Genomic DNA, 26396 nt, shown 5'->3' on the forward strand with positions numbered 1-26396 from the left:
CATAAAATAGTGGCTTTAGTCTTATGATTGAACAAGGTCGAGAGATGGAAAAGCTATTAGTTGCAGATATTGGCGGTACTAATGCCCGTTTTGCTTTATATAATAAAGCGACAAAAACATTATCAAATATCGAAAAATATACTATTACTGATGAAACGCGTTTACCCCAATTAATTACACACTACCTAGAGCAATGTGGCGTTAAGGTTGAGCGTGCTTGCCTTGCTATAGCTTGTCCAATTGAGGGCGATAAAATTGCTATGACAAATAACCACATAGAGTTTTCACGTAGCGAGTTGCAATCATCACTTTGTTTAAAGCAGCTAGAAGTGATCAATGATTTTACTGCTGTTGCCATGTCAGTGCCTGCGCTAAAAGAGCAAGACAAATGTCAAATTGGTGGCAAAGAGCCTGATATGAATTATCCTGTTGCAATTTATGGTGCTGGCACCGGTTTAGGTGTTGCTCATCTAATTAATGCAGCTAATCAATGGCTTAGTTTACCTGGCGAAGGTGGCCATGTTGAGCTACCGATGATTAATGCCCATGAAGATCAGGTTTTATCTGTGCTGCGTAATAAATTTGGCCGAGTATCAGCAGAACGATTTTTATCAGGTAGTGGTTTAGTCAATATCTATCAAGCTTTAGCTGAAATCACAAATCAAGATAAAAAAGAGATATCTCCAAGTGATATTGTCGCACAGGCACTTGATAAAAGCTGTCAATTATCGCTACAAACACTAACCCTATTTTGTGCTTTTATGGGCCGTTTTGGTGGTAATTTAGCACTTACACTTAATACCCGTGGCGGCGTTTATATTGCTGGTGGGATCGTACCTCGTTTTCTTGAATTTTTTAAACAATCAGATTTTAGACATAACTTTGAAACGAAAGGCCGGATGGGGCGATTACTAAAAACCATACCAGTTTATGTGATTACGCATTCTGATCCTGGATTACTTGGTGCAGGAATGTACCTTGAGCAGAAGCCAAAAAACTAATTTTTACACTAAACTATATGCTTACAACAAAAAAATAACGAAAATTATACGATATTTTCGCCTTTCAACAACAATTGGCAAGTTAAACTTGCCAATAACTGCTTAGTTATAAGATAGCACTAAGATAATTTATCTTGTAATAGTTGTAAGCGTTCTTGCAATACTAGTGTTAACGATTCTCGAACCCCTTGGTGTTGCACTTCTATCATTGCATAAACCAAAGCTAAACACTGTTCAAGGATCTCATCGGGAATTAATTCATCTAGTCTATTGGTATTATAATGCGCTAACTCTTCTTGCATAAAGTAGCGTTTAGACGGATAACTTAGCTGATAAGTTGCTGGAATAACCGTTAGAATATTTTGCGCTGAAGTATTAATCGTACCACATGTCATGGCCATTACTCCTTATTGTTGTGTGAGCAGTAAATATCAACATACTGTTTTTATATACAGCAATTTAGCATTTTATATTAAACTGGTCAATATAAAATGAATAAGCGTAATATTCCATAAAGTATTACTTAGTTACTCGTTGAGTATCAATATTTCTAGTTGTTTTTTATCGCTTATTGCTCTTATTTTAAAAAAAAGCGCGGTTGCTTCAGCATACTCTTTACGTAAATAGTTTAACCATTGTTTAATACGGGCAACATGATAACAACCAGTATCATTAGGATTTTGTATTTGAACATATCGTTTAAGTAGATTTAACACTTGTTGCCAAGCTAATTGAGGTTGCTCGTATTTGATAACCGAGCCTAAATTAGGTATATTTAACGCGCCACGACCAACCATTAGTGCATCACAACCAGAACTAGCTAAACATTGTTGTCCATCTTGGTAATTCCAAATTTCACCATTGGCAACAACTGGAATTGATAAACGTTGACGGATATCATTAATAGCAAGCCAGTTGATTTTATCTGCTTTGTAGCCATCATCTTTCGTTCTGCCGTGAACCACAATTTCATTGGCTCCACCTTGCTCAACTGCGTTGGCAATTTCAAATCGCTCATCAATAGAATCCCAACCTAACCTAATTTTAACTGAAAGTATTTGATCTTTAGGAATAGCTTTACGTATAGCGTGAGTGACTTGATAAATAAGTTCAGGATTTCTTAATAAACTCGCTCCACCTTCACTTCCTACCACTTTTTTAGCGGGGCAACCACAATTCAAATCGATGCCATGAGAGCCTAATTCTATTGCTCTAACGGCATTTTCTGCAACCCACTGCGGTGAACTACCTAATAATTGTACACGAACAGGTACGCCTGATTTTGTATAGCCATTATTATGCAGTTCTGGGCAAAGTCGATAATATGTTTTGGCTGGCAAAAGAGTATTAACTACCCGAACAAATTCAGTCACACAAAGATCATAATCATTGATTTCTGTTAATAATTCCCTAACAAAACCATCTAAAACGCCTTCCATTGGGGCGAGCATTACACGCATTCAAAATAACCTAAAATTAAAAATAAGCTGCAATAAAAAATACTCAGCTCAATTGATACATGATTATAAATAATTAATTGCATGAATACCATTTATCGCAAAATTAATATGTAATTTTATTATTTTAGCTTATATTTTTGTTGTGATAGATATTACTGTTGTATCGATTATTATTTCAAGGTAAAATCGTAAAATAATAACTATATAATCAGTGCGTTATTGTGCTAATAATGCAAGGATAGCGGATGAATAACAATGTTAGTCTTGTTTCGCCTCTGAGTAGATTATTTGCTCATAATCGTTATCGTTTAACGATAAACGACCTAATATCACCAATTTCTATTTTATCAATAGACGGTTATGAAATCCTTGATGAACCTTGGTGCTATAAGATTATATTTACAAGTTCTGATAAGCGAATCGATCTTAACCAGGTTTTAACGCAATCGGCATCTCTTAGTTTTCTACCTCAATCTACGACTGAAATATTAGCAAAGATTAGCTCACTAGAAATTCCATCAGCTCCTCGTACTTTGTATGGTGTTATTACTGCGTTCTCTCTATTATCAGTTAATCAAGATGAAGCGCACTATCAAATTGCGTTACAACCAAGATTGGCGATGTTAGCGAATTCTCATCATAATGCGATTTATCAAAATCAAAGTGTTGTAACGGTAGTTGAAGAGGTATTACGTAAGCATGGTTTTACAGGGATTGATTACCGTTTTGAACTAAATAATAACTACCCTAAGCGCGAACTCATAACCCAATGGGATGAAAGTGATCTCGAATTTATTCAGCGATTACTCGCTGATATTGGTATTTGGTTCCGTTTTGAAACTAACGATAAGCATCAATGTGATATTATTGTTATGAGTGATTATGAACAAGGTTTATATGATGGTGGCTCGATAACCCAACAGGCGCCAAGCGGTATGGTCGACACGATTAAACGTAGTGTATGGGATATTAATCAGCGCACATCACTAATTGAATCACAAATAATCCTAAATGATAGTAATTATCGTCGTGCACAAAGTGATATGCTAGCAGCTATAAATACACAACCACAAGATGAGACGTTAGTCGGCACAAATTATCGTTATGGTGAACATTACGCGCAAAAAAGTGATCGAGATACGGTCGAAAGTGGCATATGGTATGCCACAATTCGCCATCAGCAAAAAATTAGCCAACAGACATTAATTGAAGGTAAATCAAACGACTACCATTTAATGCCAGGGCAAAAAATTATTATTGATAACACGTCTGAACTCAATCATCAAAGACTTATTATATTAAGCACCAAATGTTATGGTGATCGTAGTGAGGCTTATCAATTAAGGTTTACTGCCATCCCATTTGATGAGCTAAAACCCTACCGGCCAACCTTGCGTCAATGGCCAATAATTAATGGCACATTGCCAGCACGGGTAAGTAGCCCTGATAATGATACTTATGGCTATATTGATACGCAGGGTCGCTACCGCGTTAAATTTGATTATGATTTAACAACTTGGCCAGCAGGTCAAGAAAGTTTATGGTTGCGATTAGCTAAACCTTATGCGGGCGATAGTTATGGTATTCATTTTCCGCTTACTGATGGTACACAAGTTGCGGTAGCTTATGTTAATGGCGATCCCGATCGGCCTTATATTGCTCATGCTATGCACGACTCGACTCATCCTGATCATGTTACAACGACTAATAAACACCGTAATGTAATTAGAACGCCTGCTAATAACAAGCTGCGTATGGATGATAAACGAGGGCAAGAACATATCAAACTTGCTACCGAATATGCTAAAACTCAACTTAATTTAGGTCACTTAGTTGATAGTGAAAAAGTACAACGAGGTGAGGGATTTGAGCTACGCACTGATAATTGGGGCGCAGTTGCCGCCAATAAAGGCCTTTATTTGGCAGCACAAACTCAGCCGAAGGCTCAAGGACAACAGCTTGATATGCAAGCTGCTATTACGCAGTTAGAAAATGCATTATCGATTGCTAAGGCGCTACAAAATGCGGCTAATACCGCACAAGCTCACCAAGCTGATACCGATAGCCAACAGCAGCTACAAGTTGCCCTAAAACAGCTGACCAAAGCAGGAATTATTGCTTATGCACCTAACGGCATTGGCCTGACTAGTGATGAGAATATCCAATTATCGAGTGGTAACAGTATCACTTTGACTAGTGAGGCGCAAACCGATATCAATACACTAGAAAACATTACCTTAGCTGCTGGCGATGCAGTGAGTCTATTTGCTCATAAAGCGGGAATTAAGGCGTTTGCAAATCAAGGTAAAGTAGAAATTCAGGCACAAAATTCGGCAATGGATCTTGCAGCTAAACAAAATGTTAAAATAGATAGTGTTGATGGAAAAATAACGATTACAGCTACCAATACTATCACACTTATTTGTGGCGGATCGTATGTTAAAATCGACGCGAATGGTATTGAATTGGCAACAGCAAGTAATGTGACGTTTAAAAGTACGGCACTGCAAAAAATGGGACCAAGTCAACTTTCAACTAGCAGGCGCTTACCTAGTCAGGCATTTGCTGATCCTGACTTATTGCCAGAGTATCAGCCTATGGAATCCGATAATATGTGGTTTTCGGGATAATAGATTATTTTATAAAAACAATAAAAGGTTAATAAAATGGAAATTATTGCTTATCCAATCCAAGTAAAAGGCAATAGTGATGCATCATATAATAAAAAAGATATGACCGAACGTGCAAAGCGTGCCAAATCAGGGACATTTTTGTTAGGAAGTAACGGCTGGTGGCATGGCGGTATGCACTTTAAAAGTATCACCGATACGGGTAAAGATAATCGAGCAGCAATAACCGAAACATTTGATTACGATGATAGTATTAAAGTTTTAAAATTATCCGATGATCCTACTTGCATATCAAATCAAACTTCATTTAATTTGCTTCCTGATACAACTAATTTATTTAATATTGCAACTAATAACAGCAAACAATGCAAAATATTATCAAAACCTAAAATAACCGAATTTCCTCAAGAAGCGGAAACCTTTAATGAAGCGGTACAGTCAATAGCGAAAGGTAAAATTATTGCCTATCGGTTAAATAAAGAATGGCTACAACAAGAAGTTGTTCAATCATTTAAAAATAATGTTAAAAAAACCTCATTTGAACGATATTCAACCAGCTTTGTGTTAATTGAACATAATTTAGAATATGAGTATATTCGGCCTGTTAACAAGGCATTAGGTAATATTATTTTTAACGGTTGTAAATTTTACTCATTATATATGCATTTAGCCCCGATTACTGACTTACAATCAGCCAAAATTGATCTCCCTTGGTTTTTAACCACTAAGCGAAAACCATTAACCACGCCTTTAAAACGTAGTCAAGATATTACGCTAATCAACCCTGCTAGTGGCAAGCCAACCGATAATATTAATTTAGCGACGGCAAACCATTTAGTCGCGATATTACATAGTAATTTAGGTACAATTTATATTCCTAAAACTAATGTTGCTAAATTAAAAGCCGCGAATCAATATGTCATGGCTTCACCATTAGATTATTATTATCAACCCTTTTCAAACAATGTTGATATGCTAGACCCGTCGATTGAGTATGATAAAATTGTGATACCCGCCATGCCAATTGAAGTGGATGCTGGCGAACTAATCGGTTACCAAGGGGGAACGATTATTGACAAAAAACAGGTGGGTGGACTTTTTCATTTTGAAATCTTTGCCGAAAATACAGATTTTATGAATAATATCAGTGTTGAAAATGGTATAGGAGCTTATTATAAAAATAATGCGAGATACTTCTATCTATTATTGAATGATCTTGGTTATGATAAATCATTTGCTGCAGGTAAGTTTTACCTTGATAGCGGTGCGAGCAGCACTAATTGGCATCACTACTATCATATTGATGCAGCTTATGACAATAATAGGCGGACAATCGATTATAATATACTCAATACCGAAAACTCAATGATCCTGTCTGATGGTAGTGTACATAATTACACCACAATTGATCCGCGCTACAGGGTTCCTTATGCTAATCCCCTTAAAATTTGTTCCGATGCCGATTGGTTAGAAGGGCCAACCGCTTGGCAACTAAAACCAATAACCGAGTATTTAACGGATGCAGGGCAAGTCGACTCCAATAAATCGTTACCCGCTAGTACTGAGTGCATGGTTTTTAAAGCTAAAAGTGAGTGGTCTAGTAAAGAATTAGATATCAAATATAGTGCAATTGAAAACAAAATTACTAATTATCTGCAGTTTATTGATACGGTAAAACAGCACTGTTTTTGGCAAGAAGTGCAAGCGCAAATTCCAAGTTTTCCACAAAGTGATGAAGTATGGCATTTTCATCCAGTTAGTTTTATTGAACAATTACGTAAAATTCATACTCCATATTGGGATGCACCCAATCCATTTAAATTATACCAATATATGGATAAACATAGCAGTGAAGCATTGTTAAAGTTGCGTTTAAGGCAGCAAGAGCTTAATACTTGGCTCGGCAGTGCAAAAGTCAGTGATATTACGCCACAAGGCACTGCAACAGATGCGTTAAAAATGGCCTTTAAAACATGGTTTGGTTTTGAACAGGTTGCACCAACACCTAATAGTAAAACTAATAACCAAGCGACAATACCTACACCGCCAGTTGAGGTATATAACAATAATAGTAATCAATTATTATCATTACCTATTATAAATACACTGCCTCATGCGATTATTTGGATTCGTGATATTATTCAGCGTCAGATCGCGTTGATTGAAACCATTGGTATAAGCAATTATGTAAAAGCCTATAATTTTTTTAACGGTTGTTTGGCTTATGTTTATGCTGACGATTCACGGCATCATATTCACTTTGGTTATCAATATTTAGCAGGTAAAAGTACCGCAGAGATGTTACAAACACAAGGTCAAAGTAATTTAATGAATATTGAAACAATTGCACATGAGCTTGCGCACTTTTATGATGTCGGAGAAATGACTGATTCAAACGGTACTTTATTAAAAAAAGGATTATATGATTTGAGACTAAAGTATATTGACGCACAAAAAACTACATTTGAAATATTTCCTTATGGTGAAGATAACTGTAAAGACATTGCAAAAAAATCTCCTATTGCTGCGTTATGCAATGCCGATAATTTTTGTTATTTTATTAACTATGATAAAAAACAAGGTAGCAATTATGCGAACGATAATTATGACTATTTTTAAATTTTATTTGACTTTTTTTTTATTACTAACCAGTTTTGGAGCTATTACGATGGCAAATACGATGACTAGTGATTTAATAATCACACCAATAGACAAATCATTATCTTTTACCGAGATAAAAGATCATGAATTAATTAAAATAATCATACCCTCTCTTTCGATGAAATCTAGTAACGATAGACGTATTTATAATATAAGCCCACTGGTTGCTAATGCTACTGCTAAATTAAAAAATAATCAGATTATTGTACAAGTTAATATTAGTAATAATCAATATTATGCATGGTTTCTTAATAAAGATGATCATCTCTACTTCTATCTTAACGGTGGGAAAGATATCTATCATTTTACTAATTCCAATTTTATTCTGCCTGGGAATGAAATAGGAATTCGCCGAATTATTAGTGATAATGATTATCGTTTAATTCGGCCTAATGAAACCTTAACATTTCAGCGAGAACTTTCCGCTGAAGAGCTTTATAAAAACTGGCGAGGGCAAGATATCTTTATTGATTATTATGTAATGGGAATCCCTCCTTCAATTTCAAAGTCTTTTGAACAATTATATGATAATGGTGAGATTGAACGAGTATACAGTGATTATTTAATTAGTAATCAGGTTCGTATACGCTGTTATGGCTATGATAAAGAGCATGATCAGTATCAATGTGATATTGATAATAATGACCATACGCAATTTAGGTAACAATAGCACTTATCAAGATATTGGTTTATGTACTACACACCGGGCAATTAGGTAGCTTGGTAAAACCGATTTCATTAAATTGCATCGTCATAACATCAACCATTAATAAACGGCTAATTAAAGGTTTGCCGTAATTGGTTAATACTTTTATTGCCTCAATTGCTTGAAGCGATCCCATCATGCCAACTAACGGCGACATAACGCCAGCCTCAACACATGTTAACTGTTCTTGACCAAAAAGCATGCTCAGGCAGTGATAACAAGGTGCATCATCTTGATAGGTAAACACCGATAATAAACCTTCCATCCTAATTGCAGCACCTGAAATAAGCGGTTTTTTTAGCTGATAACAGCAGCGATTAATTTGATCTCGAGTTTGGATATTATCGCTACAATCGATCACAATAGTATGCTGTTTAATTTGCGCAGTAAGACTTTTATCATCTAATCGCTGATCAATAGTATTAATTAACACATCAGGATTATGCTGGGTTAGTCGTTGTTTGGCTGCTAATACTTTTTTATGCTTAAGCGACTGCTCGGTATAAAGAATTTGCCTACTTAGATTTGATTCACTTACTATATCAAAATCAACTAGGGTTAAACTGCCAATACCTGCACTAGCTAAAAATAATGAGGCACTGCAACCAAGACCACCAACACCAATAATAAGTGCTGATTGGTTTTGAAGTCGCTCTTGTTTATCAATATCAAATCCTTTAAGGGTAATTTGGCGATCATAACGTAATAGTTGTTTATCGGTCAGTTGTTGCATAGTGAAATGATATTTTATCAATTAATGGCAGGTATTTTAGCATAAAAATTGGCACATAGAGTGCCAATTTATTGTGGCGAATTATTTGTCGAATTTAGCTAAAAATTGTAGATACTGCTCTTTTGTCATCAATGGCTTATAACTAGCCATAAGCGTTTCTGCCTGTACTGCATCATCATAAAGTAAATCGATAATCGTGCATGCCATCATTTGCGCTGGGCGAATATAGGCCATATCTTCATCAAAAACAGTATAATCTTTACCGTGTAAACCACCCCGAATGGAGCCAATCCAAGGATGGCTAACTGGCATAATATGAGATAAATCACCGGTATCGGTGCTGCCAGTCATATGCGGTGCAACCCAGACATTTTCTTTACCAATTAACTGCTCAGCATTGTTTTGCAACAAATCATTGAGGGTTGCATTATTTTGTAGTGGCAAATAACCGGGCAGATCTTTGATTTCACACTGCGCACCAACAGCCATGGCACCAGCTTTAAGGGCTTGGTTAATTCGTTCATTTGCATCAATAATTGCAGGTACATTACCCGCTCGAACATAACTTTCCATGCGCACATCGCTAGGTACGACATTAACTAAATCGCCACCTTGGGTTATAATAGGGTGAAAGCGAATATAGTCTTTTTCACGAAATGTTTCGCGAATGGCATGTACACCCATCATCCCCATCATGGCAGCATTTAATGCATTAACGCCAGCATGTGGCGCTGCTGCTGCGTGCGCCGCTTCGCCTTTATATTGAATTAATTTACCAATAAAACCATTACTGGTGGTTGAAATTTCAATAAAGCCATTTTCACGCTCTTTAGCCACACTGGTTAAGTGAACTTGTAGTGCCATATCGATATCATCGAATTCACCACGATAGATGAGTTCAGGCTTACCGCCAATATATTTAATTTTACCTTCTTCAATTAAACGATTACGGTAAGTAATTTCAACATACTCTTCAGCTGGCACAGCAAAAGGCACCACATCACCGGCTAAATAACGCATTGCTTCAGAATCGATAAGCCCCATGGTAACCGCCATCATATTAGCAATTTGAGCATTGTGTCCACAGCAGTGAGCGGCGCCAGATAATTCATTAGCAGCAGGGTGGTCAGCACAAATAATCGCATCAAGTTCACCAATGACAGCAATACTTAATTTACTCCCTTTACCACCTTTTAAACGGCCTTTAACGCCAGTTAATGCTAATTTGTTTTTATATTCAATGCCCAGTTTTTTAAATGCTGCTTCAACTTTTTCAGCTGTTTTGGTCTCTTTATAGCCTAATTCTGGCTCTGCCCAAATTGCTTCTGCGATTGCTTTAATATCTGCTTTTCGTGCGGCAATAGCTTGGCAGACTTGTTTTTTAAGCTGTTCTTTATTCATTTGATACCTTATTAAAATAGATTTTTATAAAATTAGATAATACCTTCCCAGTGCAGGGTTACTTGGGCAATTAATGCCGCAAAAATAAATGTACCTGAAAAAACCGCTAAAGAAACGGGGATAATACGCCATGAAATATGTTTGAATAATGCTAAATCTTTACCTATAGCAAGCCCTGCATAAGCAAGCACCGGCGTGCAAATAGCCAGTAACGATACGTTATCAGTGATTTCAACAACCCAGTTATGGCCAGGAAAAATGGGCGATGATACTAACGCTGCAACTACCGATACCCATAAAATTACCGGTAATTTTTTAAATACAGGGAATTTACTAATCAAGAAGCCCATAATCGAAATAATCACTAAAATACCGAGTGCTTGCAATGAATCGATAAAATTAATTTGATAGCCAATGGTATTACCCGCTGCCATAATGATCGCAACTAAAATAAGCAGAAAAATCGTTTCTAAAATTTTCATTATTTTGCTCCTGATTTTTTATTACGAAAACGGTTAAATACATTATATAAAAATGATGCAAAAGGCAGTGAGAATAGAATATAAATATAGATCCCAAGTACGCTAGACATTAAATTAGCGGCAGTTGCATACGCTTTAATTTCACCCGCTATTGCCGGATAAAGATCACTAATTGGTGCAAGTGTCGCCGCCATCATACTACCACTACCCACGCCAGCCCCCATTGCAAGGGCGTAAGGGTGAATAATATCAAGCCTTGCAATAATACTTGCCAAAATACTCATCCAAATTGCGCCATAGAGCGTGCCACACACATACATAGCCATTACCCCGCGCCCTTCGGGAGAATCAAGACCATACTTGTCGGCGACAATGGCAATATTGGGTTCGCGAGCAACCGAGTAGGTAGCACCGACAGCTTCACGTCCCATGCCTAGCATCATTGCTAGTGGTAAACCAAGTAATATAGTGCCTGCAAAATGCCCGACTTCTTGAAATATAAGTGCTAGCTTGGCATTGAAAATTTCATTGATTTTAGGACCAACGGCAACACCAAGTTTAGCAATTAAAAGCATTAATGTGACTATCATAACGCTACTTGCATGATGCATATTTTTCTCTTTTAAAATTTTAAGCTTAGGTAAGCTAATCGCACCGCCAATAATCATGGCATATAACATCGGGTAAACAGTAATAACCCAGAAAGTTTGTTTGCCAATAAATTCACAAACTACAACGACTAATAGTGCGAGTAGATGTACTTTGTAGTCCTTTAAAATCTCCATTATGGAACCTCTTATATTGTATTGTGATTTTATATAACGCTAGCACCTAATGCGTGTTGAAAATGATTAAGTGCAAATTGATTACCAGCAGGGTTAAAACTTGCAACAGCATTTTTATGTACGATGATTTGATAGCCTAGATTGTAAGCATCAATTGCGGTATGTAGCACACAAATGTCTGTACATACGCCGGTAAGATGAAGCTCTGTAATATGACGTTCACGTAATCGTAAATCGAGATCGGTACCGCAAAATGCAGAGTAGTGGCGTTTATTTAGCCAATAAACATCGGGTGATGACTGATTTTGAAGATAGAACTGATTTAATGATCCATATAATTTTTGTCCTTCACTACCGATAATATTATGTGGAGGGAAGAGTTGATTTTCAGGATGAAATTTATCAAATGGATGGTGGGCATCGATAGCAAAAACAACCAAGTGATTATCATCGATAAATGATTTAGTCAACTTAACAAGCGCTAACTCGATAAGTGCACCTGCTGGTGCGATGGTTAATGCGCCATTACCGGCAATAAAATCATTAGTATAATCAATTGAAATAAGCGCTTTCATAGGTTTATTATTAAAAGAATATATGACTAAATATTATTAATAAATGGTGATTATGACAAGCGTAATGATGATGATTTTTTTTACTAAATACGCTTTTTTATCATAGGTTTTAGTATCTTTATGAATTTAAATAAGTTAATAAATCCTAAAATTAAGCGAAATAATTATGGACTAATTATTATAAATAAAATAAATAATGAATATTTTAGTTAACACACTTTATACAAATTGAATTTGCTCTATAATGATTAGCATTTGCAAGACAGCTTATAGGATATTTTATGCGAACAATTTATTGCGGGCAATTAAATGCCTCACATATCAATGACGATATAACATTATGTGGTTGGGTTAATAAACGCCGTGATCTTGGCGGTATGATTTTTATTGATATGCGCGATCGTGAAGGAATTGTACAAGTCTTTTTTGATCCTGAGTTTGAGCAGGCATTTAAGCTAGCATCAGAGCTACGCAATGAATTTTGTATTCAAATTAAAGGTAAAGTTAGAGCCCGTCCTGAAGGTCAAATAAATAAAGATATGGCGACGGGTGAAGTTGAAGTACTAGCAACAGAGCTAATGGTTTTTAATCGCTCTGATGTTTTACCATTGGATTTCAATCAAAATAATACCGAAGAACAACGTTTAAAATACCGCTATATTGATTTACGCCGTCCTGAAATGGCTAAAATATTTAAAATGCGGGCAAATATCACGGCATTTGTACGCCAGTTTATGAATGAACACGGCTTTTTAGATATTGAAACGCCGATGTTAACGAAAGCAACGCCTGAAGGGGCGCGTGATTATCTGGTTCCGAGCCGTGTTCACAAAGGTGAATTTTATGCATTACCACAATCACCGCAGATCTTTAAACAATTATTAATGATGTCAGGATTTGACCGTTATTATCAAATCGTAAAATGTTTTCGCGATGAAGATTTACGTGCAGATCGCCAACCCGAATTCACTCAAATTGATGTTGAAACGTCATTTATGACGGCGCAGCAAGTGCGTGAGATTATGGAGCAAATGATCCGCGGTCTATGGCAAAAAACGATTAACGTTGATTTAGGTAAGTTTCCTATTATGACGTTTGCACAGGCAATGCGCCGTTTTGGTAGTGATAAGCCTGATTTACGTAATCCACTTGAAATTATTGACGTTGCTGATTTAGTTAAAGATGTTGATTTTAAAGTATTTCAAGCGCCAGCAAATGATGCAAAAGGGCGAGTAGCACTACTTTGCGTTCCTAATGGTGCAACATTAACGCGTAAGCAACTCGATGAATATACTCAGTTTATCAGCATTTATGGCGCAAAAGGGATGGCTTGGGTTAAAGTTAATGAAGTCTCTAAAGGGTTAGACGGTGTTCAAAGCCCAATCGCAAAATTCTTTACCGCAGAGCAAATGACAGCTGTTTTAGCAAGAGCTCAGGCAAAAGATGGTGATATCTTACTCTTTGGCGCCGATAGTTATAAAGTGGTGAGTGATGCGTTAGGCGCATTAAGGCTTAAAGTAGGTAAAGATTTACAATTAACTGATGAAAAATCATGGGCGCCACTTTGGGTTGTTGATTTCCCAATGTTTGAAGAATGCGATGGCGGGCTTAGTGCGATGCATCATCCATTTACTGCACCAAAAGATTATTCACCAGAGCAACTAAAATCTGATGCGCTTAATGCTGTTGCAAATGCGTATGATATGGTGATTAATGGATATGAAGTGGGCGGTGGCTCGGTTCGTATTCATCGTAACGAGATGCAGCAAGCCGTATTTACTATATTAGGTATTAGTGAAAGTGAGCAACGTCAAAAATTTGGTTTCTTACTTGATGCATTAAAATATGGAACGCCGCCTCATGCTGGGCTTGCATTTGGTTTAGATCGATTATCGATGCTACTAAATGGCACTGATAATATTCGTGATGTGATTGCATTCCCAAAAACAACGGCAGCAGCTTGTTTATTAACCGATGCACCAAGCCCTGCAAATCCAGCTTCATTACAAGAGCTTGGTATTGAAGTGAGTAAGAAATAATATCTATTTATTTAAAGCGTTAAACTTTTTTTAACGCTTTGATTATATACCCAAGTGAAATCAAGATACTTGATTTGTTAGTTTTAACTTCAGCGTTGTTAAAAGCATAGTGATTAGAGACTTCGCCCCTCCTTTCGTTTAAAAAGGGTACAGGACGAAGTCCTGAGTTCTTCCACTATCTGACTTTTAGCGCTATTTTTGGGCATCAATATTGGCTACGAGTATAAAAGTTATGCAATATAAAAATCCTGAGTCAGTTTTAGTTGTCATATTTTGTTCCAGTACGCAGCGCTGCCTTATGTTACAACGTCAAGATGATGCAAATTTTTGGCAATCAGTAACGGGTAGCCTTGAGTTAGGGGAGACTCCATACCAAGCCGCTTTGCGTGAGGTAAATGAAGAAACGAGCATTGATATTAAAAAGGATAATTATTTATTAATTGATACAAAGCAGATAGTGGAATTTGAAATATTTCCACAATTTAAGCACCGCTATGCACCAAATGTAACAACTAATCGAGAACATTGGTTTTATTTGTCTTTACCACATGAAATTATGCCTATCTTGACTGAACATCTTGATTATCAGTGGCTATCATATGACAAAGCGGCTGAAATCACCGTCTCATGGAATAATCGACAAGCGATCGAGTCTATAAATGATATTCGTTGTAAAGAGAATATTTAATAGATTTTTTTATTCAACCTTTTCGCCAATCACTCAAGATTTACCTCATCACTTTTAATAACATAATAAATATTTCAACAATTATTGAATATTTTTATAACATTAGCCATAAGCCAATTTCTGGCAATTTTCGTCAATTCAAAATAACACGCTGTTTCATTTTTGGTTTAATATTTTAGCCTAATTAATGACAGTCGTTAGTGCTGATTTTTTGCTTAAAAGCTAATAATTATTTCCTTCATAAAAAAATACATTCTCATCGATAAATGCTTGTCATTAAAAATGTCATAAAAAAATTAATTAAACTGAAAAATAAATAAAAACGTCTTTTGATTATTAATTATTTGTAAGCGAATTAGATAATTTGTTTAAATAAACTATTATTTTTAGATATTAATCAAAAACAGGTTGATTTTTATTTAAAAGGAAATATTATGTTATTAACCTTTTTTAAGTGCATTTAGCATTTAAAAAATATTTAAATATTTATTTAATATCTTATAAGTTTTTATGTTTGTTTTTAGACGTTATAGAATTTAATTAATTTCACTTTTATTAAAGAGGCATTTCATGAAAAAAATATTATTAGCTACCACTTTAGCTGCACTATTTACAACTTCAATTGCTCATGCTGCAACGTCTAATGTTGCCGGCGGACAAGTTAATTTCTTTGGTTTGGTCACAAATGTATCTTGTACCGTTTCAGTCGATGGTCAAGGAAGTGATTCAAGTGTTTATCTTGCTCCTATTTCAATGAGCGAAATAGCTAAAGCTGATACTTTATATAAAGCCAAATCGTTTACAATTGATGTTAGCAACTGTTTACCCGCTGCAACGGAAGGACAGACTAAAACTATCTCTGTAAATTGGACTGGTGGTAATTTATTAACGGGTTCAAGTAATGGTTATTTAGCAAATTCTACCGGTACTTCTGGCGCAGAAAATGTTCAATTTGTTTTATCAACTGATTCAAGTTCAACTTTAACAAATAAAATCATTCCTGGTGCTAGCAGCCAACCACAAGCAACTGCAACGACTATTTCTGGTACTAGTGGCGGCGATGTTTCTCGATTTACTTATTATGTTGGCTATGTTTCATCAGCACCAACCCAAGTAACACCAGGACAGCTAACTAGTTATGCTACTTATGAAATTACTTATGAATAATTGCTATTAGATATAATATAATTAGTTAAAGAACATCGAAAATAGAGCGTTCCCCGTTTGATATCAAATTTCAAATCAGGTAACGCTCAAAAATATAGTAACAATCAAATCATCCAAAAATATAGTCGGCTTATTTAATTAAGTCTAATTCTGAATATATCTAAAACTTGTAACGCGACGTTCGTACTATTAAGTCAAAAATATTATTGTTAATTGTAGTTTATCATTAATGATATTAAATATATGAAGAGAAAAGCGATACCCTTATACATTACAAATTTATCAACATTTTTATAAAATGATTTTAACTGCGTTTTATATAGAGATATTCCTTAAAAATTCTATTCAGATATAAACTAAGTGTAAACAGTTCTAGACAAATAGTTGAATTATTACAATAATAAAGGAACCTATTAGAGTAACGTTTGCTACCATTAAACATTGATAGCAATATTGTTGGATGACCATCTACTCAAGGACGAGTAAAGTTTAAACAAATTTAATCTGAAAAATATGCGGTAAATTGCTAAGCAGTAAGATTATATTTGAGCTATTACGGATAATCGTTCTATTTATTAATGTAATAAGACGATAATACTAAAAATTATCGTTTTTCTTATGGGAGATGTCATGAAAATAACGATACTTTTTTTTAGCTTAATTTTTAGTTTTTGTTCATTTGCAAATAATATCATTGTGAATGGAACACGTTTTATTTACCCTAGTAATGAAAAAGAAATTACGGTTCAGATGACTAACTCTGCTGACCGCCCCGCAATTGCGCAGGCATGGCTAGATAATGGTGATCCAAATGAATCCCCCGATACGATAAAAACGCCATTTCAAATCACGCCACCCATTTCTCGCATTGAGGCAAAAGGCGGGCAAGTTTTACGTATCAAATTGATGGATAAACAAGCCATTCCTACCGACCGGGAAAGTTTATGGTGGTTAAATATTCTTGATATTCCGTCTTTATCTAAAAAAGAGGGTAAAGATCAAAATGTTTTACAACTAGCCATTCGCTCGCGTTTTAAATTTATATATCGACCTGTTGGGCTTGGCAATCCAGAAACAGCAATTAAGCAATTATCTTTTGAAGCTAAAGGCAATCAATTAACTATTGATAATAAGTCGCCTTTTTATGTTACCGTAACTAAAATTGCACTCGATGATAAAACGCCATTAAATACTAAAACAGTAATGGTAGCGCCATTTTCAGCTGAAACATTAACAGTTAAAAAAGCATTAAAACCAGGTCAACTTGTTACAGTTAATACGTTTAATGATTATGGTGCTGATGTAAAAAGTAGTATTAAAATAAAGTAAATATAGTCTATAACCTTATGGGAACAGTAGAACATGTTAAAGTCAGAAAAATTGAAAACGAAAATTTTTTTATTTACAGTATTTGCTTGTTTTACTCGTTCTGCTATAGCTGACATTCCTCAAGATTATGAATTCAATAAGGGCTTTCTTGCTGGTTCGACGGATAATATTGATCTAAAACGTTTTAATAAAGCATCTATCGATGAAGGTATTTACTCGGTAGATGTATATACCAATGATCAATGGCGTGGCCGTTATGATTTAAATATTACTAAGCAACAAAGTGGCGTATTAGGCGTTTGCTATACTGCCAAGATGCTAAATGACTTCGGTATTAATGCCCGTGAATTAAATAGTAAACTCAGCAGTGACCCCTCATTTTGTGGTGAACTTTCAACATGGAATAACAGCGATAATATTAAAGATGTTTTTGAACCATCATCTTTAAAGTTATTGATTTCAATGCCTCAAATTTATGTTTTATCTCATTCTGTAGGTTATGTCCCTGCTGAGTTTTGGGATACAGGCATTCCAGCAATCAATGTGAGTTATATTAGTAATTATTATGATAGCCATTATTCTGGTAATAATGCACAAGATACAAAATCTTTTTACCTAAATTTAGATAGTGGCGTGTCATTTAATGGGTGGCTATTAAAAAATTCTGGCAATTTTATTTGGCAAAATACCGATAAATTAAAATGGGACAGTAATCAAACCTATGTACAACGTTCAATTGCATCGATTAGATCAAATTTTGTTTTAGGTCAGTTTTATACGGAAAGTTCATTATTTGATAGTGTGAAATTAAAGGGTGCTAAATTATCGACTAATGACAACATGTATCCTGATGGTATGTCATCTTATGCTCCTGATATTAATGGACTTGCGATGAGTAATGCTTTAGTTACTGTGCGGCAAAATGGTAATATAATTTATCAAACATCGGTATCACCAGGCCCATTTAGTATCAAAGACATTTCATCAATAGGTTTTGGTGGCGATTTAGACGTGACAGTTAAAGAAGCCGATGGTAGTGAAAATAAATTTGTTGTTCCTTATGCTTCAATTTCTCAATTATCAAGGCCTGGCTTCACTCATTATCAAGTTGCTATTGGTAAGGCCGATGTGGAAAATTTAACTAATAAACCTAATATTTTACAAGCAAGTATTCAACATGGACTCAATAATACATTAACCTTATATTCAGGTGCGACTTTATTTAATGATTATCAAGCGTATTTACTTGGTACAGGGCTTAATACTGGCATTGGTGCGTTAGGATTTGATATTACTTATGCAAAGACTTCTTTTGATGACGTTTCTCGAAGCGGTTATAATTATCGCCTATCATTTAATCAGCAATTCACTGACACAAATACAAATTTAATTATCAGTGCGTCACATTCAAGTTCTAAAGATTACTTAGATACCAATGAAGCCCTTTATTTTATTGATGACTATAAACGACGAATTAAAAATAATTTATTAACTCGTAAAAATGTAATTAATATGACCATTAATCAAAACCTACCATCTGGTTATGGTAGTTTTTATTTAACGGGGCAAATCTATAATTATTGGGGTGATTCCAAAACAAGAAAGCAAATTCAACAGACGTACAATAACCATTTTGGTAACTTATCGTATTCGCTAACTTTTACTCGAGTTTATTCTGATAATAATGCTGACAATCGTTTCTCAATTGGTTTTAATTATCCATTAGGTTCGATAGATAGAAGAACGACAGCAACATCGAGTACCTTATTTAATAACTCCCATTTTGGTTCAACTCAAGTTGGTTTAAGTGGTACGTTAGATAACGATGGTTTGGCGACTTATGGCGTTAGCAGTTCAGTTGGGACTGGCGGTAATCAAAGTGTTGCTTTGAATACTAATTATCGTTCCTCAGTCTCTAATCTGAGTGCTAATTTTAGTCAAGGTAATCACTATAGACAATTTGGCGTTGGTGCGAATGGATCATTTATTATGCATGGTGGGGGGGTAACATTTACGCCAAATACTTCAAATACAATGACACTAATTGAAGCTAAAGATGCTAAGGGTGCAACCATTCCGGGGTCTTTAGGAACCAATATCGATAGTAATGGCTATGCAATCGCTTCTTATGTCAGGCCTTACCGACTAAATACTATATCAATTGATCCTAAGGGGAGCAATGAAGATGTTACTTTCGATAATACGTCTATGCAGGTAGTACCTTATGAAGGAACCATTACCAAAGTTAAGTTTGATACCAAAATAGAAAAAACGAGAGTCTATAATGTTGTTAATAACGAAGGGAAACCGCTGGTATTTGGGCAAAATGTAGTAAATCAAAATAATGAATCGATTGGCGTAGTTGGGCAAGGTGGTCAAGTGTTTATTTACGACGACAAAGCAACTGAAGCAATCGTTGAAGGGCGCAAAGGGAAATGCTCATTTTTACTAAATGAAAGTAACGAAAAAGATAGGGTATGTTTATGAAACTAAGAGTAGGATTTTTTTTAATTTTAAATTTATTTTTTATTACTCAAAGTTACGCGGCTTGTTCAAGATTAGGTAATCCAGGCGTTACATTATATCTAGATATGGGGACTGTCGTTGTTAGTCCTAATTTAAATGTTGGTGATATGATAGTGCAGCAATCTTTTCCATTTGGTCAAACACAAACTTTATTTTATTGTAATGCTGGTGATACTTTAGAAGGAGCGATTAACATCGGATTTACTACTAATAATAGCAATAAAATTTATCAAACAAACATACCTGGTATCGGGATACAGTTATCAAGAAATAGTGATAAAAACCTCTATCCCTATATTTATAAACCAGCAAGTACCAATAGCATTTATATGGCTGCAGGTAATTTTATTGTTAAGTTATTTAAAACTAATGAGGTAGTTGGTTCAGGTCCTTTAACTAGTGGTAATTACACTACCTATGGGCCGCTAGGCGGTGGGATCACTGCCTCAGGGTTAACAACTTACATGAGTGCTAATGGTACAACTATTGTTGCACCTTCTTGCACCGTTGTTAGTGGTGCGCAGCAAAATGTATATTTAGATCCGGTCAGTTATACAAAACTTAAAACTGTTGGTGCGACTGTTGGGGATACCAATTTTACCATACAATTAAAATGCAGTGGTGGCGCTTCACTTAATGTTGGTTATGATAATATTTCTATGGCTTTTTCAGGTACGATCCCATCTAATTTATCGAATGCTGACGGTGTGCTTGTTAATAATGTGAGTTCTAATGGTGCTCAAGGGATCGGTATTCAAGTGTTAGATAGCAATAAAAAAGCGATTGAATTTGATAACAAATATATCGTGGGCTCATTAGCAACGCCGCAAGACAGCTATTTTTTAACCTCTAACTATACCGCACGTTATTACCGATATGGTACTACCATAACGCCCGGTACTGTCGAAGCTCAAATGGTCTTTAATATGACGTATGATTAATTATTAATCATAGTAAGATTTATAATTCAGTTATATTACAGCAGTATTTAATATTGTTAAGGTAAAAGGGAAAAATTAATACTTGAGTTAAATATTACCACCAAAAAATTAACCTGTTAGCATTATTTGTCAAACTGGTGATCGTTTATTGGTAATAAGCGGAATGATTAAATGTGTTAAAAGAAAATACTTATTTTGATTACATTATATAAACGAGAAAGATAAGGTATGTTTATGAAAAAATTGATAAAATTTTTTTTATTGCTAAATTTATTTTTTATTACTCAAAGTTATGCCGTATGTACTAGACTTGATAATCCAGGAATTGTATTGTATTTAGATATGGGCATTGTCGTTGTTAATCCTAATTTAAACGTTGGTGATATTATAGCGCAGCAAACTTTTCCATATGGTGAAACACAAATTTTATTTTATTGCAACAAAGGTGATTATTTGGAAGCCGCCGTTAATACTGCGCTATTTACCACTAATAATAATCAAATCTATCAAACAAATATCCCAGGTGTTGGCATACAGTTGATAAGGAATAACAGTACTTATCCCTACATGTATGCAGCAAAAACGACGAATAATATTTATTTACCTTCAGGTAATTTTTACGTCAAATTGTACAAAACAGCTGAAGCAGTAGGCTCTGGCGTCTTATCAAGTGGTAATTACACTACTTATGGGCCTGAAGGTGGCGGGCTTGCTGCATCAGGTTTAACAACGTATATGAGTGCGAATGGCACAAAAATTGTTTCGCCATCTTGCTCGGTCGTAAGCGGCGCTCAGCAAAATGTTTATTTAGAGCCGATAAATAATACAAAACTAACCACGGTTGGTTCAACCGCTGGCGACACAAATTTCAAAATCGAATTAAAGTGCAGTGGTGGTTCATCGGTAAATTCGGGTTTTGACAATATATCAATGGCTTTTTCTGGAACAATTCCGACTAATCTCTCTAATGCGGATGGTGTACTTGCTAATGATGCAGATTCAAGCGGCGCGCAGGGCGTTGGTATTCAAGTGTTAGATAGTCAAAAAAAGCCGCTAGAGTTTGAAAAAAAATATATTGTTGGCTCTTTGGCAACATCGGAAACGGTTTATTTTGTAAGCCCGAATTACATCGCGCGTTATTATCGGTATGGCAGTAGTATAACGCCAGGCGTAGTTGATGCGAAAATGATATTCAATATAACCTATGATTAATTGTAGGTAACTAAGTAGACCATTTTAGCATGATAGATATTTTGACTTTATAATGAATTTTCAAAAAATCTCTGCTAAAATAACACCGATTTTTATAAAAGCAATTATATCTGGAGATTATTATGGCAGGTCATAGTAAGTGGGCCAATACCAAACACCGTAAAGCGGCGCAAGATGCAAAGCGCGGTAAAATTTTTACAAAAATTATTCGTGAGTTAGTAACGGCTGCAAAAATCGGCGGTGGCGATCCAGCGTCAAATCCACGTTTACGTGCAGCAATGGATAAAGCATTATCGAATAATATGACTCGAGATACCATGAACCGTGCAATTGCGCGTGGTGTGGGTGGTGAAGATGATAGCAACATGGAAACTATCATTTATGAAGGTTATGGCCCCGCGGGCACTGCTGTTATGGTTGAATGTTTAAGTGACAATCGTAACAGAACAGTATCTGAAGTTCGCCATGCTTTTACCAAAACGGGGGGTAATTTAGGGACTGATGGTTCGGTTTCTTATCTATTTACTAAAAAAGGTGTGATTTCATATCCCGCTGGAACCGATGAAGATCACGTGATGAACGCTGCACTTGAAGCTGGCGCTGATGATGTTGTGACTTATGATGATAGTGCAATTGATGTATTTACATCACCTGAATCATTTGGTGAAGTGAAAGATGCATTAGACGAGGCAGGTTTAGTTTCTGAGTCGGCTGAAGTTTCAATGATCCCGGCAACTAAAATCGACCTTGATATCGAATCAGCCCCAAAACTGGTACGCTTGATTGATATGCTTGAAGATTGTGATGATGTACAAGAAGTTTACCATAATGGTGAAGTGTCTGATGAGGTTGCAGCGACACTATAATGTCTATTATTCTAGGCATTGACCCTGGTTCTCGCTTGACGGGTTACGGAGTGATCCGTCAAGTTGGACGTCAATTAACATATCTTGGTAGTGGCTGTATTCGCACTTCTGCTGATGATATGCCAACTCGCTTAAAGCGTATTTATGCTGGTGTAAGTGAAATAATATTACAATTTCAACCAGATATGTTTGCGATAGAACAAGTTTTTATGGCTAAAAATGCCGATTCCGCTCTTAAATTAGGTCAAGCCCGAGGCGCTGCAATTGTTGCGGCGGTAAATTGTGATTTACCGGTATTTGAGTACGCAGCAAGATTAGTTAAACAATCGGTTGTTGGTACTGGCGCCGCTGATAAAAAGCAAGTTCAACATATGGTAAAAATGCTACTTAAGTTACCAGCAAGTCCGCAAGCTGATGCGGCTGATGCTTTGGCTATTGCGATTACTCATGCGCACAGTTATCAAAATCTAATAAAAAATTATAAATAATTTGAGTAAATATAAAAATATATTTTTAATATTCATTGTTAATTAAAGTTATTTATTACTATAATCAAATCAATGTATTAGTGGGCGAAATTTCAATCAAAATACTGCCATAACAGGCATAATAAAGAGGGAAGCGATGTTTATAGCTAATAAAAATGTAAAACGATTAAGAATACTCACCATCCTAATTTACCTATCACTTTATCCTGTTGCGTGGTATTTCCCCGTTCAGTGGGGATGGGAAAATGGTATAATTGAAAATACTCAACTGATACTTTGTTTTATCGGTTTTTTATTTGCAAGCTATGCACTCTACATTGAAAAAAATAGCGATCTTCGTTGGTTTTGGAGCATGATTATTGCCATATGGTTTATTATGTTTTGGCGAGAATTGAGCTGGGGAGCGTGTTTATATCCTCCAACAATAATCGATCCCGAAACCGGTGGCAAATACCCATCTTCATTATTATGGTATAAACCTATCATCCATCCACTACTATGGTTACTATTAGGTGCGATAGCACTAGTCTTTTTAATTACAAAGCAGTATCGTACTATAATTTTATTATGGCGAGAAAAGCAGTTTCCTTTAATTGAGTTTGGATTTGCAGCGCTAGGGGCAATAATATCAACAGCCGCAGAGGAACATATGCATTTATCCCTGCCATTTGTCAGCGATTATACAGAAGGGCAAATTCAAATAATGGAAGAATTGGGCGAGCTTGCTATGTACTTAGCACTTTTTACAGCACAATTAAGAGTTTATTTAACCTTCAAGAAAATATCAAAAACCCATTAATCGATCAAGCCCTGCAATATAAAATATTACGGGGTTCCTTTTTTTATAACGACAAAATTATTTATCATATAAAGCTGTCTATTTATACAGTTTTTCTTTATTCTTTATCAATATTAAAGTAAACTAAGTGCAATTTTAGAGTGGTAAAAGGTATCGAATGTGATTGGTCGTTTACGAGGTATTATTGTTGAAAAACAGCCCCCAGAAGTCTTAATAGAGGTGAATGGGATCGGTTATGAAGTTATGATGCCGATGACTTGCTTTTATGAACTACCCGATAACGGGCAAGAAGCGATTATTTTAACCCATTTTGTTGTTCGGGAAGATGCACAACTACTTTATGGTTTTAATAATAAACAAGAAAGGCTACTTTTTCGTGAGTTAATTAAAGTAAATGGCGTAGGCCCAAAACTTGCATTAGCAATATTATCAGGTATGTCAGCAACGCAATTTGTTGGTGCAGTTGAGCAAGGTGAAATCAAAACGTTAGTAAAACTCCCCGGTGTTGGCTTAAAAACCGCTGAGCGATTAGTCGTTGAAATGAAAGATCGCTTCAAGAATTTTGGTGGCGAACTTCTCAATCAAACCATTCCCCATGATAGCAAAGATAAGTCAGTGCAAGCACTGCGCTCATCAAGTCAGATTGAAAGCGAAGCTATTTCAGCATTAGTTGCTTTGGGCTACAAACCGCAAGAAGCGAGTCGAATCATTAGTAAAGTGATTAGGCCTGATATGGATAGCGAAACACTGATTAAAGAAGCATTAAAATCGGCATTATAACTATTAAATTTTATACTAAAACATTAAAGAGCATATAAATATTATGATTGAGGCAGATCGTTTAATATCTCCAGTTGTACAAAAAGAAGAAGAGACCATCGATCGTGCAATCAGACCTAAAAGTTTGGATGAATACATTGGTCAACCGCACGTACGCGAGCAGATGAAAATTTTTATTCAAGCAGCAAAGCAGCGCGGTGATGCACTTGATCATCTACTTATTTTTGGGCCACCAGGACTTGGTAAAACAACACTTGCCAATATTGTTGCCAATGAACTCAATGTGAATTTAAGAACAACATCAGGCCCTGTGCTTGAAAAAGCTGGCGATTTAGCTGCTATGTTAACTAATCTTGAACCCCACGACGTACTATTTATTGATGAGATCCATCGATTATCGCCAGTTGTTGAAGAAATTTTATATCCAGCAATGGAAGATTATCAATTGGATATTATGATTGGAGAAGGCCCAGCTGCTCGCTCAATTAAAATTGATTTACCGCCATTTACCTTAATTGGCGCAACGACTCGGGCGGGTTCGTTAACCTCACCACTGCGTGATCGTTTCGGTATTGTGCAGCGGCTTGAGTTTTATCAAGTTGCGGATTTAGAATACATCGTTAGTCGAAGTGCTAAATTTTTGGGAATGGATCTATCAGCAGAAGGTGCCCATCATATTGCAAAACGTTCACGAGGTACGCCACGTATCGCTAACCGCTTATTACGCCGGGTTCGCGATTATGCTGATGTTAAATCTAACGGCATTGTTGATGCCGCTGTTGCAACACAAGCATTAGATATGCTTGATGTTGACATCGAAGGATTTGACTTTATGGATCGCAAATTACTGCTTGCTATCATTGAAAAATTTATGGGTGGGCCAGTTGGTTTAGATAATTTAGCCGCAGCAATTGGTGAAGAGCGTGAAACGATTGAAGATGTGCTTGAGCCATTTCTTATCCAGCAAGGTTATATTCAACGTACGCCAAGAGGTCGAATTGCAACGCCTCATGCTTATCGTCATTTCGGTATTATTCAAAGTGAAAAATAATATTTATCATTAAATATTCGATATTTTCGTTAAAATATTGTTGTAAGATGCTATTTTGGTAAAAAAAGCAAATTAA

General features: G+C 35.8%; 23 protein-coding genes. 16 read left to right on the forward strand and 7 right to left on the reverse strand.

All coding sequences use genetic code 11. The features are described 5' to 3' along the window. The first annotated feature begins 23 nt into the window (after positions 1–23). Positions 24–1001: a glucokinase gene (locus RHO14_06350; GenBank protein ID WVD72422.1), complete on the forward strand. Its 978-nt coding sequence runs from the start codon at positions 24–26 to the stop codon at positions 999–1001. A 119-nt stretch (positions 1002–1120) separates the two neighbouring features. On the opposite strand, the gene RHO14_06355 is transcribed toward RHO14_06350, so the two are convergent. Both RHO14_06355 and dusC read right to left on the reverse strand, forming a co-directional pair. Next, entirely contained in the window at positions 1121–1396 is a 276-nt protein-coding gene (locus RHO14_06355; protein ID WVD72423.1) for a hypothetical protein, read from the reverse strand. 132 nt (positions 1397–1528) lie between these two features. After that, entirely contained in the window at positions 1529–2461 is a 933-nt protein-coding gene (gene dusC / locus RHO14_06360; protein ID WVD72424.1) for a tRNA dihydrouridine(16) synthase DusC, read from the reverse strand. A 245-nt stretch (positions 2462–2706) separates the two neighbouring features. Between dusC and vgrG the strand changes: the two genes are divergently transcribed. Genes vgrG through RHO14_06375 form a run of 3 tightly spaced genes read left to right on the forward strand, consistent with a single transcriptional unit; the run spans position 2707 to position 8416 of the window. Then, positions 2707–5091: a type VI secretion system tip protein VgrG gene (gene vgrG, locus RHO14_06365; GenBank protein ID WVD72425.1), complete on the forward strand. Its 2385-nt coding sequence runs from the start codon at positions 2707–2709 to the stop codon at positions 5089–5091. A 36-nt stretch (positions 5092–5127) separates the two neighbouring features. Continuing rightward, a complete protein-coding gene (locus RHO14_06370; protein ID WVD72426.1) occupies positions 5128–7710 on the forward strand; it encodes a hypothetical protein in 2583 nt (860 codons plus the stop codon). A gap of 49 nt (positions 7711–7759) precedes the next feature. Next, positions 7760–8416 carry a hypothetical protein gene (locus RHO14_06375; GenBank protein WVD72427.1) on the forward strand — a complete coding sequence of 219 codons (657 nt, stop codon included), beginning with the start codon at positions 7760–7762 and terminating at the stop codon, positions 8414–8416. 25 nt (positions 8417–8441) lie between these two features. Here RHO14_06375 and RHO14_06380 read toward each other — a convergent pair whose 3' ends face one another. The 5 genes from RHO14_06380 to RHO14_06400 form a co-directional block, all read right to left on the reverse strand. Further along, positions 8442–9191: a molybdopterin-synthase adenylyltransferase MoeB gene (locus tag RHO14_06380; protein WVD72428.1), complete on the reverse strand. Its 750-nt coding sequence runs from the start codon at positions 9189–9191 to the stop codon at positions 8442–8444. An 81-nt stretch (positions 9192–9272) separates the two neighbouring features. After that, entirely contained in the window at positions 9273–10592 is a 1320-nt protein-coding gene (locus RHO14_06385; protein WVD72429.1) for an amidohydrolase, read from the reverse strand. A gap of 32 nt (positions 10593–10624) precedes the next feature. Further along, entirely contained in the window at positions 10625–11074 is a 450-nt protein-coding gene (locus tag RHO14_06390) for a hypothetical protein (protein ID WVD72430.1), read from the reverse strand. Then, positions 11074–11859 carry a DUF3100 domain-containing protein gene (locus RHO14_06395; protein WVD72431.1) on the reverse strand — a complete coding sequence of 262 codons (786 nt, stop codon included), beginning with the start codon at positions 11857–11859 and terminating at the stop codon, positions 11074–11076. The genes RHO14_06390 and RHO14_06395 overlap by 1 nt, the downstream gene beginning before the upstream one ends. A gap of 29 nt (positions 11860–11888) precedes the next feature. Continuing rightward, entirely contained in the window at positions 11889–12434 is a 546-nt protein-coding gene (locus RHO14_06400; protein ID WVD72432.1) for an isochorismatase family cysteine hydrolase, read from the reverse strand. A gap of 281 nt (positions 12435–12715) precedes the next feature. On the opposite strand from RHO14_06400, the gene aspS reads away from it, so the two are divergent. The 12 genes from aspS to ruvB all read left to right on the forward strand — a co-directional run bounded on the left by aspS (position 12716) and on the right by ruvB (position 26320). After that, positions 12716–14473 (forward strand): aspartate--tRNA ligase, encoded by a 1758-nt coding sequence (gene aspS / locus RHO14_06405; protein WVD72433.1) that lies wholly within the window; start codon positions 12716–12718, stop codon positions 14471–14473. Between the two features lie 232 nt (positions 14474–14705). Continuing rightward, the gene (nudB, locus tag RHO14_06410) at positions 14706–15161 is read left to right on the forward strand and encodes a dihydroneopterin triphosphate diphosphatase (protein ID WVD72434.1); all 456 of its coding nucleotides are present in this window, start codon (positions 14706–14708) and stop codon (positions 15159–15161) included. A gap of 570 nt (positions 15162–15731) precedes the next feature. Further along, positions 15732–16328 carry a fimbrial protein gene (locus RHO14_06415; protein ID WVD72435.1) on the forward strand — a complete coding sequence of 199 codons (597 nt, stop codon included), beginning with the start codon at positions 15732–15734 and terminating at the stop codon, positions 16326–16328. A 630-nt stretch (positions 16329–16958) separates the two neighbouring features. Continuing rightward, on the forward strand, positions 16959–17657 hold the full coding sequence (locus tag RHO14_06420) for a molecular chaperone (protein WVD72436.1): 699 nt from the start codon (positions 16959–16961) through the stop codon (positions 17655–17657). Positions 17658–17690: 33 nt separating this feature from the next. Next, the gene (locus RHO14_06425) at positions 17691–20144 is read left to right on the forward strand and encodes a fimbria/pilus outer membrane usher protein (protein WVD72437.1); all 2454 of its coding nucleotides are present in this window, start codon (positions 17691–17693) and stop codon (positions 20142–20144) included. Beyond that, positions 20141–21124 carry a fimbrial protein gene (locus RHO14_06430; protein WVD72438.1) on the forward strand — a complete coding sequence of 328 codons (984 nt, stop codon included), beginning with the start codon at positions 20141–20143 and terminating at the stop codon, positions 21122–21124. Before RHO14_06425 ends, RHO14_06430 begins: the two co-directional genes overlap by 4 nt. Before the next feature lie 234 nt (positions 21125–21358). Then, the gene (locus RHO14_06435) at positions 21359–22336 is read left to right on the forward strand and encodes a fimbrial protein (GenBank protein WVD72439.1); all 978 of its coding nucleotides are present in this window, start codon (positions 21359–21361) and stop codon (positions 22334–22336) included. 122 nt (positions 22337–22458) lie between these two features. After that, positions 22459–23202 carry a YebC/PmpR family DNA-binding transcriptional regulator gene (locus tag RHO14_06440; protein WVD72440.1) on the forward strand — a complete coding sequence of 248 codons (744 nt, stop codon included), beginning with the start codon at positions 22459–22461 and terminating at the stop codon, positions 23200–23202. Continuing rightward, positions 23202–23690, forward strand: coding sequence for a crossover junction endodeoxyribonuclease RuvC (gene ruvC / locus RHO14_06445; GenBank protein WVD72441.1), 489 nt, complete (start codon positions 23202–23204; stop codon positions 23688–23690). The genes RHO14_06440 and ruvC overlap by 1 nt, the downstream gene beginning before the upstream one ends. 136 nt (positions 23691–23826) lie before the next feature. Next, the gene (locus RHO14_06450) at positions 23827–24489 is read left to right on the forward strand and encodes a hypothetical protein (protein ID WVD72442.1); all 663 of its coding nucleotides are present in this window, start codon (positions 23827–23829) and stop codon (positions 24487–24489) included. Positions 24490–24648: 159 nt separating this feature from the next. Then, complete coding sequence (gene ruvA / locus RHO14_06455; GenBank protein ID WVD72443.1) at positions 24649–25269, forward strand: Holliday junction branch migration protein RuvA; 621 nt, start codon at positions 24649–24651, stop codon at positions 25267–25269. A 43-nt stretch (positions 25270–25312) separates the two neighbouring features. Then, positions 25313–26320 (forward strand): Holliday junction branch migration DNA helicase RuvB, encoded by a 1008-nt coding sequence (ruvB, locus tag RHO14_06460; protein ID WVD72444.1) that lies wholly within the window; start codon positions 25313–25315, stop codon positions 26318–26320. The last annotated feature ends 76 nt before the right edge of the window (positions 26321–26396 follow it).

Source organism: Orbaceae bacterium lpD04 (assembly GCA_036251935.1).
Classification (GTDB): Bacteria; Pseudomonadota; Gammaproteobacteria; order Enterobacterales; family Orbaceae; genus Orbus; species Orbus wheelerorum.

What these genes read in the sequence shown, in the direction of transcription:
- RHO14_06350 (WVD72422.1), top strand. Translation starts at nt 24, where the DNA reads ATGATTGAACAAGGTCGAGAGATGGAAAAGCTATTAGTTGCAGATATT.
- RHO14_06355 (WVD72423.1), bottom strand. Translation starts at nt 1,396, where the DNA reads ATGACATGTGGTACGATTAATACTTCAGCGCAAAATATTCTAACGGTT.
- dusC (WVD72424.1), bottom strand. Translation starts at nt 2,461, where the DNA reads ATGCGTGTAATGCTCGCCCCAATGGAAGGCGTTTTAGATGGTTTTGTT.
- vgrG (WVD72425.1), top strand. Translation starts at nt 2,707, where the DNA reads ATGAATAACAATGTTAGTCTTGTTTCGCCTCTGAGTAGATTATTTGCT.
- RHO14_06370 (WVD72426.1), top strand. Translation starts at nt 5,128, where the DNA reads ATGGAAATTATTGCTTATCCAATCCAAGTAAAAGGCAATAGTGATGCA.
- RHO14_06375 (WVD72427.1), top strand. Translation starts at nt 7,760, where the DNA reads ATGGCAAATACGATGACTAGTGATTTAATAATCACACCAATAGACAAA.
- RHO14_06380 (WVD72428.1), bottom strand. Translation starts at nt 9,191, where the DNA reads ATGCAACAACTGACCGATAAACAACTATTACGTTATGATCGCCAAATT.
- RHO14_06385 (WVD72429.1), bottom strand. Translation starts at nt 10,592, where the DNA reads ATGAATAAAGAACAGCTTAAAAAACAAGTCTGCCAAGCTATTGCCGCA.
- RHO14_06390 (WVD72430.1), bottom strand. Translation starts at nt 11,074, where the DNA reads ATGAAAATTTTAGAAACGATTTTTCTGCTTATTTTAGTTGCGATCATT.
- RHO14_06395 (WVD72431.1), bottom strand. Translation starts at nt 11,859, where the DNA reads ATGGAGATTTTAAAGGACTACAAAGTACATCTACTCGCACTATTAGTC.
- RHO14_06400 (WVD72432.1), bottom strand. Translation starts at nt 12,434, where the DNA reads ATGAAAGCGCTTATTTCAATTGATTATACTAATGATTTTATTGCCGGT.
- aspS (WVD72433.1), top strand. Translation starts at nt 12,716, where the DNA reads ATGCGAACAATTTATTGCGGGCAATTAAATGCCTCACATATCAATGAC.
- nudB (WVD72434.1), top strand. Translation starts at nt 14,706, where the DNA reads ATGCAATATAAAAATCCTGAGTCAGTTTTAGTTGTCATATTTTGTTCC.
- RHO14_06415 (WVD72435.1), top strand. Translation starts at nt 15,732, where the DNA reads ATGAAAAAAATATTATTAGCTACCACTTTAGCTGCACTATTTACAACT.
- RHO14_06420 (WVD72436.1), top strand. Translation starts at nt 16,959, where the DNA reads ATGAAAATAACGATACTTTTTTTTAGCTTAATTTTTAGTTTTTGTTCA.
- RHO14_06425 (WVD72437.1), top strand. Translation starts at nt 17,691, where the DNA reads ATGTTAAAGTCAGAAAAATTGAAAACGAAAATTTTTTTATTTACAGTA.
- RHO14_06430 (WVD72438.1), top strand. Translation starts at nt 20,141, where the DNA reads ATGAAACTAAGAGTAGGATTTTTTTTAATTTTAAATTTATTTTTTATT.
- RHO14_06435 (WVD72439.1), top strand. Translation starts at nt 21,359, where the DNA reads ATGAAAAAATTGATAAAATTTTTTTTATTGCTAAATTTATTTTTTATT.
- RHO14_06440 (WVD72440.1), top strand. Translation starts at nt 22,459, where the DNA reads ATGGCAGGTCATAGTAAGTGGGCCAATACCAAACACCGTAAAGCGGCG.
- ruvC (WVD72441.1), top strand. Translation starts at nt 23,202, where the DNA reads ATGTCTATTATTCTAGGCATTGACCCTGGTTCTCGCTTGACGGGTTAC.
- RHO14_06450 (WVD72442.1), top strand. Translation starts at nt 23,827, where the DNA reads ATGTTTATAGCTAATAAAAATGTAAAACGATTAAGAATACTCACCATC.
- ruvB (WVD72444.1), top strand. Translation starts at nt 25,313, where the DNA reads ATGATTGAGGCAGATCGTTTAATATCTCCAGTTGTACAAAAAGAAGAA.